This is a genomic window from Micrococcus sp. 093350064-1 (assembly GCF_053627955.1).
The window spans coordinates 1-10,804 of the sequence record NZ_JBSEYU010000018.1 but is presented as its reverse complement, the minus strand read 5'-3'; the positions used below and the strand labels follow the sequence as shown (position 1 = coordinate 10,804).

General features: G+C 70.0%; 12 protein-coding genes. 7 read left to right on the top strand and 5 right to left on the bottom strand.

From position 1 onward, the window contains the following. The first annotated feature begins 172 nt into the window (after positions 1–172). From ACUW6W_RS11380 to ACUW6W_RS11365, 4 genes are all read left to right on the top strand, one after another. A complete protein-coding gene (locus ACUW6W_RS11380; RefSeq protein ID WP_454180185.1) occupies positions 173–913 on the top strand; it encodes a Mu transposase C-terminal domain-containing protein in 741 nt (246 codons plus the stop codon). After that, positions 907–1,824: a TniB family NTP-binding protein gene (locus ACUW6W_RS11375; protein ID WP_060973728.1), complete on the top strand. Its 918-nt coding sequence runs from the start codon at positions 907–909 to the stop codon at positions 1,822–1,824. Before ACUW6W_RS11380 ends, ACUW6W_RS11375 begins: the two co-directional genes overlap by 7 nt. Then, entirely contained in the window at positions 1,821–2,987 is a 1,167-nt protein-coding gene (locus ACUW6W_RS11370; protein ID WP_080981719.1) for a TniQ family protein, read from the top strand. Before ACUW6W_RS11375 ends, ACUW6W_RS11370 begins: the two co-directional genes overlap by 4 nt. Before the next feature lie 124 nt (positions 2,988–3,111). Further along, complete coding sequence (locus ACUW6W_RS11365; RefSeq protein WP_036313821.1) at positions 3,112–3,729, top strand: recombinase family protein; 618 nt, start codon at positions 3,112–3,114, stop codon at positions 3,727–3,729. 205 nt (positions 3,730–3,934) lie between these two features. On the opposite strand, the gene ACUW6W_RS11360 is transcribed toward ACUW6W_RS11365, so the two are convergent. The 5 genes from ACUW6W_RS11360 to ACUW6W_RS11340 all read right to left on the bottom strand — a co-directional run bounded on the left by ACUW6W_RS11360 (position 3,935) and on the right by ACUW6W_RS11340 (position 7,544). Beyond that, positions 3,935–4,843: a cation diffusion facilitator family transporter gene (locus ACUW6W_RS11360; protein ID WP_036313825.1), complete on the bottom strand. Its 909-nt coding sequence runs from the start codon at positions 4,841–4,843 to the stop codon at positions 3,935–3,937. A 30-nt stretch (positions 4,844–4,873) separates the two neighbouring features. Continuing rightward, positions 4,874–5,251: an ArsR/SmtB family transcription factor gene (locus ACUW6W_RS11355; RefSeq protein WP_036313828.1), complete on the bottom strand. Its 378-nt coding sequence runs from the start codon at positions 5,249–5,251 to the stop codon at positions 4,874–4,876. A gap of 54 nt (positions 5,252–5,305) precedes the next feature. Further along, entirely contained in the window at positions 5,306–5,965 is a 660-nt protein-coding gene (locus ACUW6W_RS11350) for a vitamin K epoxide reductase family protein (protein ID WP_036313831.1), read from the bottom strand. Between the two features lie 61 nt (positions 5,966–6,026). Beyond that, complete coding sequence (locus ACUW6W_RS11345) at positions 6,027–6,752, bottom strand: DsbA family protein (protein ID WP_081097719.1); 726 nt, start codon at positions 6,750–6,752, stop codon at positions 6,027–6,029. Between the two features lie 42 nt (positions 6,753–6,794). Further along, the gene (locus ACUW6W_RS11340) at positions 6,795–7,544 is read right to left on the bottom strand and encodes a cytochrome c biogenesis CcdA family protein (RefSeq protein WP_036313837.1); all 750 of its coding nucleotides are present in this window, start codon (positions 7,542–7,544) and stop codon (positions 6,795–6,797) included. Positions 7,545–7,696: 152 nt separating this feature from the next. Between ACUW6W_RS11340 and cmtR the strand changes: the two genes are divergently transcribed. From cmtR to ACUW6W_RS11325, 3 genes are all read left to right on the top strand, one after another. Next, entirely contained in the window at positions 7,697–8,059 is a 363-nt protein-coding gene (gene cmtR, locus ACUW6W_RS11335; protein WP_060775722.1) for a Cd(II)/Pb(II)-sensing metalloregulatory transcriptional regulator CmtR, read from the top strand. Beyond that, positions 8,056–10,011, top strand: a complete 1,956-nt coding sequence (locus ACUW6W_RS11330; RefSeq protein ID WP_170721174.1) for a heavy metal translocating P-type ATPase — start codon at positions 8,056–8,058, stop codon at positions 10,009–10,011. Before cmtR ends, ACUW6W_RS11330 begins: the two co-directional genes overlap by 4 nt. Positions 10,012–10,191: 180 nt before the next feature. Next, complete coding sequence (locus ACUW6W_RS11325; protein WP_227718746.1) at positions 10,192–10,665, top strand: signal peptidase II; 474 nt, start codon at positions 10,192–10,194, stop codon at positions 10,663–10,665. The last annotated feature ends 139 nt before the right edge of the window (positions 10,666–10,804 follow it).

The window sequence follows — 10,804 nt, the reverse complement described above, 5'->3', positions numbered from 1 at the left end:
AGGGTCGACAATGTGTGGAGCGGTCATCGTGGTGATGTCCTTTCGAGAGTGCTGTGGAAGGTTCGCTCGAAGGCTCCCACGGTGACCGCGTCCGTGAAGGGGACGGTGTTGGCGACCGGGGAGGGTTACACCACTATCAGGGACTCAACTCGAGCGGGTCATCGGCACGGCCATGCGACAGATCCACGAGCTGCCGGGGACCACGTTTTCGAACCCAGTCGAGCGTGGAGCGTACGACGCCGAGAAGATGGCCGCACTGACGATTGCCGAGTTGGAGCGGTGGCTGGTGTTGGCTGTGGCGACCTACCACGGCACGGTGCACTCCACGCTGGGCCAGACCCCGGCCGGACGGTGGGTCGAGTCGGTCGCAGCGACCAGTACCCCGATGACGACGGCCAACCCAACGGCGTTCTTAGTGGACTTTCTGCCCGTGTTCCGCCGCAAGCTCACGCGCACCGGGTTTGTTCTAGACCATGTCCACTATTTCGCCAATGCGCTCAAGCCGTGGATCGCACGCCGCGAGGCCCTGGAGCGGTTCCTCATCCGGCGGGATCCGCGCGATATCAGCCGCATCTGGGTGCTGGACCCCGAGGGCACCGCGTACATCGAGGTCCCGTATCGGGCGTTGTCGAACCCGGCGGTCAGCGTGTGGGAGCACCGGCAGGCTCTGGCCCGGCTGCGCGAGCGTGGGGCCACCGAAGTCGACGAGTCGGGCCTGTTCCGGATGATCGAGCAGATGCGCACCATCTCCGAGACCGCCCAGAAGACCACCAAGCACACCCGCCGCGAGAGGCAACGCCGCACCCAGACCGGGACGACCACTACGAGGCCGACGCCCCCGGTGCCGGAACCACCGGTCGTACCAACGGACTTGGATGTGGTGGCCCGGTTCGGGGAGATCGAGCAATGGTGAATGCCAACGAGTACGAGCCGCTGGAGCTGTCCCACTTGCACCCGGCCGCGCAGCCGGTGGCGCGATTGCCGGCGGCCGAGCGGGTCCAGCGGATCCGCGCGGACCGCTGGATCGGCTACCCGAAGGCGGTCGAGGCCGTCGAGCGTCTGGAGACCATGCTCGGCTGGCCGGCGAAGCAGCGCATGCCCAACCTGCTACTGGTGGGCCCGACAAACAACGGCAAGTCGATGATCATCGAGCGCTTCCGCCGGCAGCACCCGCCCAGCTCCGAACCGGACCGGGAGCAGGTCCCGGTGGTGTGCGTGCAGATGCCCTCGGAACCATCACCCTTGCGGTTCTACACCGCGATCCTGTCCGTCCTGGGCGCACCCCTGCGGCCCCGGCCTCGTCTGGTGGAGCTCGAACGCCTCGCCTTGTCCCTGCTGCGCGAGGTCGGGGCGCGGATGCTGGTCGTTGATGAGCTGCACAACGTGCTGGCCGGTCGCGGGGACACCCGTCGGGAGTTCCTGAACCTACTGCGGTTTCTGGGCAACGAACTGCGCATCCCGCTGGTCGGGGTCGGCACCCGCGAGGCCTACCTGGCGGTGCGCTCCGATGACCAGTTGGAGAACCGCTTCGAACCCTTCGTGCTCCCGCTCTGGGAGGCCGACGACCAGGCGAGATCCCTGCTGGCCAGCTTCGCCGCCTCCTTCCCCCTCCGGAAACCATCGGTGATCGACACCGAGGACATGGCCCGCTACCTGCTGGCCCGCAGCGAGGGCACCATCGGGGAGCTGGCCCACCTGCTGACCGCGGCCGCGGTGGCCGCCGTCGAGTCCGGCCTCGAGGCCATCGACCACCGGACCCTGACGATGGCTAACTACACCGGGCCGGCCGAACGCCGCCGGGTCTTCGAACGCGAGCTGCTGTGAGCACTCGGTGGCCGGTGCACCCGGCCCCGGTCACCGGTGAGGCACTCACCTCCTGGCTGCGCCGGATAGCCCACCGCTACGGGGCCGAGGTCGAGGACCTCGTTCTCGATACCGGGTTCTGCATCTCCCGCCCCGGGGACCTGGACGTGGCCGCCCCGGAGGAATTCATCAACCAGCTAGCCGGCCGCACCAGAACCGGAACCGACACCATACGGGCCATGACTCTCGGCGGGCAGACCCCCTGGCTGCTGGACCAACTCGAGCCAGCGGCGAAGGCCTACACCACCTATACCCGCCAGCTGGCGGTACTGCTGCCCCGGGGAAGGAGACGCGACCGTACCGTGGAGGACTGGCGGGCCTGGTTGCCCACGGATGCCGGCTGGCAACACCGGGCCTGTCCGCGCTGCACCATGGAATCCACCCCTCCCTGCCCCTACCAACTGGCGTGGCTGGTGCCCCTAATGCTCTCCTGCCCCGTCCACCACTGCCGACTCGAACGCCACAACGGCCCGGTGGGCTACCACGACTTCTGGCACGTCTCGCCGGGTAGGCCCGAGCCGCGACCGGTCGGGGCGGCGATCCGGAGCATGGACCAGCGGACCTGGCAGGCCCTGACCACAGGATCCGTCGCCCTTCCCCGACACCGGGTGCACGCAGGCCTCTGGTTCCGACTACTCAGGACGCTGCTCGACGAGCTCGGCGCGACCATCATCGAATGCGGCGCACCCGGCCGGCTGACACGACAGGTGTGGGACCGCACCGGCCACCCGGTCCGCGCCGGACAGGGCCCGTGGCGCCCCTACGAGGAACTCTCCGATCAGCGCCAACTCCAGTCCCTGGAAGCCGCCGCCACCGCGATACACCTGCTCGAAACCCGGGCCATGACCTGCCCCGGACGCGAAGCCGAGGTGTTCCTGCCCCAACCGGACATTTCCCGCGACCCCGGCAGCACCGAACAAACCACGGACCCCACCGCCATCCGTTGGCAGGAGATCAAAAAGAACTTTCAGGCCGTCGTCGAGGAAGCCCGGACCACCCCCGAGACCGCCCGCCAACTCTTCAACTTCTGCACGATGTACCGCCGCGACAACGACGAAGTGATCCAAGGCGTCCGGAGCAATTTCACCGAGCTCGGCATCCCTTCGGACTACCTGTCACCATAGCTGCGCCTTGACCGTCTGCGAGACGTAGAATAAATGACCGGTTACGTGACAATATTTCTCAACACCTCGCTCTGCGGGCCTCGTGTCACATAAACGATCGAATAAATGACAGGGGTGGTGGGCGGTGCTCGTGGGGTACATGCGGGTGTCTAAGGCTGACGGCTCCCAGGCCACCGACCTGCAACGCGACGCCCTGCTCGAAGCCGGCGTGGAACCGGAGGCTCTGTACGAGGACAAGGCCTCCGGCAAGAGCGATGACCGTCCCCATCTGGCCGCGTGCCTGAAAGCGCTGCGGGCCGGGGATACCCTGCTGGTGTGGAAGCTGGACCGACTCGGCCGGGACCTGCGCCACCTGGTCAACATCGTGCACGAGCTCACCGAGCGGGGCGTGGGCCTGAAGGTGCTCACCGGCCAGGGGGCGGCGATTGACACCACGACCGCCTCCGGCAAGCTGGTGTTCGGGATCTTCGCCGCCCTGGCCGAGTTCGAACGCGAGCTGATCTCCGAACGCACCAAGGCCGGCCTGGCCTCGGCCCGGGCCCGAGGCCGCAAGGGCGGCCGGCCCTACAAGATGACCCCGGCCAAGATCCGCCTGGCGATGGCCTCGATGGGGAACAAGGACACCAACGTCGGTGCCCTGTGTAAGGAACTGGGCATCACCCGCCAGACCCTCTACCGCCACGTCTCACCCACGGGGGAACTGCGCGAAGCCGGACAGAAGGTGCTGGCCCAACGCCGATGACCACCGCGGGCTGCGGAGCTGTGTGCCGCCGATGGTGACCCACCCGGGGGCGTGTCGTATGACGTGCCGTCGCGGGACGGACCACCGGACGGGTCATGCGGGATGTCCCTAGTGGCGTGCCACTGTTCATCCATGTCGGCTGCGGGTGTGTCCGGTGGGGGGTTCCTCCTGCGGACGCGTCTATTGCTCAACCAGCCCCACTGGGTCAGTGGTGGGTGGGGTGTTCGTGGTGGGCGTGGGCGGCGGGTTCGAGTTGGAAGGTGGAGTGGTCGATCGCCACGTCGAAGTGCTCGGCGACGCAGTGTTGGAGCTGGTCCAGGATCTGGGGGGCGTGCCCGTCGTGGAAGCAGTGGTCCTCGACGACGACGTGGGCGCTGAGCACGGGGACCCCGGTGGCGATCTGGGAGGCGTGCAGGTCGTGCACGGACACCACGTGCGGCACCGCTTCAAGGTGGTCCCGAACCTCGGCGAGGTCCAGGTCCCGGGGGGTGGATTCGAGCAGGATGTGCGCGGCCTCGGCCAGGATCTTCAGGGTGCGGGGCACAATCAACACGGCGATGAGCATCCCGGCCACGGCGTCGGCCTGCGCCCAGCCGGTGGTGGCGATGACCAGGGCGCTGGCGATCACGGCCACCGAGCCCAGCGCATCGTTGAGGACCTCCAGGAACGCGGCGCGCATGTTCAGGTTGGCCCCGCGGCCGGAGCCGAGGACGGCCAGCGAGGCGAGGTTACCGGCCAAGCCGAGGATCCCGAACAGCAGCAGAGGGCCGGAGGCTACCTCGGGCGGGGCGAACAGTCGCTGCAGGCCCTCGATGAAGGCGTAGAGACCCACGGCCAGCAGGATGGCGGCCTGGGCCAGGGCGGCCAACACCTCGGCGCGCAGGAACCCCCAGGTGCGCCGGGCCGTGGGCGGCCGGGCCATCAGGGTGGAGGCCAGCAGGGCCATCAGCAACCCGCCAGCGTCGGTGAGCATGTGCGCCGCGTCCACCAGTAGGGCCAGGCTGCCGGTGATCAGCGCCCCGGCCACCTCGGCCAGCAGCACCGCCGTGGTGATGGCGAAAGCGACCGCCAGCCGCCAGCGGTGCGCCGGCGAGGCGTGGTGGTGTGCACCCATTAACTGTGTCCTCCTTCTCCGGGACCGGGCTCAGGCCGCGGCGGGGCCGTCGGGGCCCGGGGTGCCGGAGTGTGGGCAGAGCTCGACCGCGTGCCCGGTGACCGTCAGCAGCCGCTCGGCGGCGGCCAGCACCTGAAGCAGCTCGGGCTCGGCGGCCAGGGCGTACAGCGAGGCCCGGCCCACCGGCCGGGAGGCCACCAACCCGCAGCCGGCCAGGCAGGCCAGGTGCGCACTGACCGTGGACTGGGCCAACCCGAGGTGCTCGGTCAGCTCGCGCACCTTGTGCTCCCCGGTGGCCAGGTGCCGCAGGATCGCCAACCGGGTGGGGTCGGAGAACCCGTGGAACAGCGCCGCCGCCGGGCCCAGGCCCGCCGCCGGGGACACCCCCGGCTCCTTAATCATCGTCATACGACGATGATAGCGCCTTCAGTCGATAATGGCGAGGTCGCGCCCCAGGACCGGTCAGAAGCCGGTGAAGGCGGGGAGGAACTGGACGAAGACCGAGCCGGCGACGGCGACGTAGGCGACGGCGATGAGGGTCCCGGCCCAGCCGGTGGCGAACCGGACCACCCCCGGCGGGGCGGGGATCACGCCGTGGGCGAGGTTGCGGGCGGTGAGCAGGAGGAACAGGGGGATCATGGCCGCCCAGACGATCATGCAGTACAGGCAGAGGATGTAGATCTCGTACAGGGCCTGGAACCACAGCCAGGCCACGAACCCTATCCCGAGGGTGACCCCGGCCTGCAGCCCGAGCCAGTACCCGCGGCCGGGCCGGGCCCCGGAGAGCACGACCATCGCGGTGGAGATCACCACGGCGAAGGCGACGATGCCGATCAGCGGGTTGGGGAAGCCGAACAGCTCGGACTGCCAGGTGCCCATGACCCGTCCGCAGGACACCCAGGGGTTGATGTCACAGCTGGTGGTGTGGCCGGGGTTCTCGTAGAGGGCGAGGCGTTCGAGGACCAGGGTCGCCGAGGCGATCCAGCCGACGGCGCCGGTGACGAGCAGCACCAGGCCGAAGGCCCGGCGCCCGGTGAACCACGCCGGGGCCGGCGCCGGGCCGGCTGCCGATACTGGGGAGGCGGCGCTCGGGGCGGTGGGCTCGGTGAGCCGGTCGGTCATGGGAAGTCCTTTGCTCTCGGTCCTCTGCTCTGGCCCGGGTGGCCGCGGATGGTCCGGGCGGTCAGTCCTGGGTGGCGGCCTCGACGGCGGCGGTGAACTCTTCCAGGCTGTTCACGGTGAGCGGCTCACCGTCGAGGTAGAAGGTCGGGGTCCCGGCCACGCCCAGGGCGGTGCCGTCGGCCACGTCCAGCTCGACCCGGTCCCGGGTGGCCGGGTCGGCCACCGCGGCATCGTAGGCGGCCATGTCCAGGCCCAACTCTTCGGCGTAGGCCCGGAAGACCGGGCTGCGGTCCTCCGTGGTGTGGCTCCACTCGGTCTGGGTCTCGAACATCTTCTGGTACATCGACTCGTAGGCGCCCTGCTGGGCAGCGGCCTCCACGGCGATGGCCGCGGTGACCGAGTTCGGGTGGCCCGGCAGCGGGAAGTACCGGTGCACGAAGGTCACGGTGTCCGCATACTCGGCGCGCAGGTCCTCCACGAAGGGGTAAGCCGCCGCGCAGGCCTCGCACTCGAAGTCCAGGAACTCCACCAGCACGGCCTTCTCATTGGGGGCCTGCGAGAGCACCCGGCTATTCTCCCGCACCAACTGACCGGCAGACCCAGTCGACTGCCCGGTGGACTGGGCGGTGGACTGGTTGGGGTCCTGCTGCTGGGCGGTGGCGGTCCCGCGGGCCACAAGGTAACCGATGAGGGCGGCGGCCACGACCAGGCCCAGCAGCACCCAGACCACGATCTTGGCCCGGCGCTGCCGGGACGGGGTGGAAGCGGTGGGGTCAGGGGAAGTCACGAGCGGTCCAATCCGTGAGGTGGGGGGCGTGTGCGGGCGGGGTTAGACGGGGGTGGTGAAGGTGCCGGCCAGGTTCTGCAGCTGGTAGATCCACAGGGTCCAGATCCCGGTGACCATCAGCACCCCGACGAGCACCAGCAGTACCCCGCCGATGATGTTGAAGGCGCGGATGTGGCGGCGGACGAAGCCCAGCGTTCGGGTGACCCAGTCCAGGCCCATCGCCACCAGCACGAAGGGGATGCCCAGGCCCAGACAGTAGAGGAAGCCCAGCAGGGCCCCGCGCCAGGGGTCCCCGGTGGTGGTGCTCAACGCCAGCACGGCGCTGAGGGTCGGGCCCATACACGGGGTCCAGCCCAGGCCGAAGACCACCCCGAGCAGCGGGGCCCCGGCGATCCCGGTCCTGGGCTGGAAGGACATCCGCCGGGTGTTCTGCAGGAACGGCAGCCAGCCGATGAGCACCAGGCCCATCAGGATCACGAACACCCCCAAGGCCCGGATCAGCGCGTCCTGCCACTGCAACAGCCACCCGCCGATCACCCCGAAGGCGGCCCCGTAGAGGGTGAACACCGCGGCGAAGCCCATAATGAACAGTCCCACCCCGGTCATCACCCGGCGCCGGTTGTCCGCCCGGCGCGGGTCGGCCAGCCCGGAGACATACCCCAGGTATCCGGGCACCAGCGGCAAGATGCACGGGGAGAGGAAGGACACCAGCCCGGCGACCACGGCCAGCGGCATCGCCACCAGCAGTGCCCCGGACTGGACCATCTCGGCGAAGAACCCACCCAGGCTCATGGCCGTCCTCCTCGGCCCCGGCAGCGGCGATGCGGGAAGGTGGGGCAGCAACGGGCAGTCACGGAGGGTCCTCACTGATTCAATCGATCGGGGTCGCCCGGCCCGGGCGAAACCCCGCAAGAGACTACAGTGCAGGCTGTATAGTTCACCACATGCTGACGATTGCGACACGGTTGGACGTGATGAACCGGCTGGGCCGGGCGATGGCCGACCCCACCCGATCCCGGATCCTGCTGTCCCTGCTGGAGGGCCCCGGGTATCCGGCCGAGCTGGCCCAGGCCCTGGGGCTGAGCCGGTCGAACGTGTCGAACCACCTGGCCTGCCTGCGGGACTGCGGGATCGTGGCCGTCGAGCACCAGGGCCGCCGCACCCGGTACGCGATCGTCGATGCGCACCTGGCCCGGGCGCTGAGCAGTCTGCTCGAGGTGACCCTCGCGGTGGATGCCTCCGCGCCCTGCCTGGACCCGGGCTGCCCGGTACCCGGGTGCTGCGACACGGCGGAGGTGGCCTCGTGAGCGCCGCCTGCGGCTGCGAGGCCCCGACCCCCACTCCCGGTGCACCCGAGGAGCACGAGGAGCACCGGCCGTGGTGGCGCGATGCAGCCATCCTGCTCCCGGCGCTCTCCGGGCTGGCGTTCCTCACCGGGCTGGTCCTGGAATGGTCCGGGGCCGGTCTCGTGGCCACGGTGGTGTTCTGGGTCGGGCTGGTGCTGGGCGCCTGGACCTTCGTGCCCGGGGCGCTGCGCGGATTGTTCACCCGGGGCCGGCTCGGGATCGGACTGCTGATGACGATCAGCGCCATCGGCGCGGTGATCCTGGGCTACATCGAGGAGGCCGCCGCCCTGGCGTTCCTGTACTCCATCGCCGAGGCCCTGGAAGACAAGGCCATGGACCGGGCCCGGGCGGGCCTGCGCGCCCTGCTGAAACTGGTGCCCGAGACCGCGACCATCCGGGCCGGCGGGGCCACGGTGGAGGTCGAGGCCAAGGACCTGCGACCCGGGCAGGTGCTCGTGGTCCGGCCCGGGGAACGGGTCGCCACCGACGGGATCGTGCGTACCGGGCGCAGTTCCCTGGACACCTCGGCGATCACCGGCGAGTCCATCCCGGTCGAGGTCGGCCCGGGAGACACCGTCTCGGCCGGGTCGATCAATACCGCCGGGGCCCTGGAGATTGACGCCACCGCCGCCGGCACCGACAACTCCCTGACCACCATCGTGCACCTGGTCGAACAGGCCCAGGCCGAGAAGGGGGACCGGGCCCGGCTGGCCGACCGGATCGCGAAGCCCCTGGTGCCCGGGGTGCTCATCCTGGCCGTGCTCGTCGCGGCCCTCGGGTCCCTGCTCGGGGACCCGGAACTGTGGATCACCCGCGCCCTGGTGGTGTTGGTGGCCGCCTCGCCCTGCGCGCTGGCCATCGCGGTGCCGGTCACCGTGGTCTCGGCGATCGGCGCGGCCAGCCGGTTCGGGGTGGTCATCAAATCCGGGGCCGCCTTCGAGCGCCTCGGCGGGATCCGCCACCTGGCGGTGGACAAGACCGGGACCCTGACCCGCAACCAGCCCACCGTCACCGCCGTGCTCGCCGCCCCCGGCATCACCGAGGACCAAGTGCTGGGCTGGGCCGCGGCACTGGAACAGCACAGCACCCACCCGTTGGCCGCGGCCATCACCGCCGCCACCCCGGACACGCCCGCGGCCGAGGGCGTCACCGAGACCGCCGGGCACGGGATCACCGGCCGCCTGGACGGGGCTACCGTCACCGTCGGCAGCCCCCGCTGGCTGGCCCCCGGCCCCCTGGCGGCCCAGGTCCAGGGGCTGGAGGACCAGGGCATGACCGTGGTCATCATCCACCGCGACGGGGCGGTCGCCGGGGCCATCGGGGTCCGTGACGAACTGCGCCCTGAGGTCCCCACCGTCGTGACCACCCTGACCGGCCAGGGCATCGACCTGACCATGCTCACCGGGGACAACGCCCGCACCGCCCGGGCGATCGCCGACCAGGCCGGCATCGACGACGTGCGCGCCGAGTTGCGCCCCGAGGACAAGGCCACCGCCGTCCACCAGTTGACCGGCACCCGGCCCACCGCGATGATCGGTGACGGCATCAACGACTCTCCCGCCCTGGCCGCCGCCGAGGTCGGCATCGCCATGGGCGCCACCGGCTCGGACGCAGCCATCGAATCCGCCGATGTCGCCTTCACCGGCCACGACCTGCGCCTGATCCCCCAAGCTCTGGCCCACGCCCGCCGCGGCCGGGCCATCATCAATCAGAACATCATTCTCTCGCTGCTGATCATCGCCGTGCTGCTGCCGCTGGCCATCACCGGCGTCCTCGGCCTGGCCGCCGTGGTCCTGGTCCACGAGGTCGCCGAGGTCATCGTCATCGGCAACGGCCTGCGCGCCGCCACCACCCGACGCACCGCCCTGGAACCCCTCACCGACCGGCAAGCCCAACCCGCCACCACGGGATGAGCTCCTACCGTGCCTGCGGGACAGAGACGCCCAGGCCCGGTGAGACCCGACCTGTCCGGTCCATCCGGTACCTGCCAGCGATTTCACAGGTCGCGCCGGGGTCAGCAGATCCACTGAGGCGCCGGGAAACGGGCGCATCGCGAAAGGACACGAATGAACCACCGGCGCAGGTACCCCCTGGTGCTCTTGACCATTGCGATCGGGGCCGGCGTAGTGGTCCTGGACCAGGTGACCAAGTGGTGGGCGGAGAACAGCCTGTCCACGGGCGAGCGAGTCCCGCTCCTGGGTGAGCTGCTCGGGCTCCAGCTGGCCTACAACCCCGGGGCGGCCTTCTCGTTCGGGGCCAACTCGACCTGGATCTTCACCATCATCTCGGCGGTGGCGGTCGCCGCGGCGATCTGGTTCACCCTCCGGGTCCGTACCGTGTCCTGGGCGATCGTGATCGGGTGTCTCGGCGGCGCGGTGACTTCCCACCTGGGTGACCGGCTCCTGCGCCCACCGTCATTCGGGCAAGGCCACGTGGTGGACTTCCTCGCCTACGGGAACTGGTTCATCGGCAACATCGCGGACATCTTCATTGTCGGCGGGGCGCTGGCCGCGGTCCTCCTGACCGCCACGGTGCCCGACCGGGGCACCGTCGACGCCGCGCGATAACCACTACTAGGACTCCCCTCCGCGGCCCGCTGCAGTCGGTCCCCCCTAGGTGTAAGAGGTCATGACGTTGTTGACTCGTGCCGGGGCCAACGAGGTTGGCGGGGCGTCCCCGCAGGAGGTATGAGGCCGATGGTAGTTG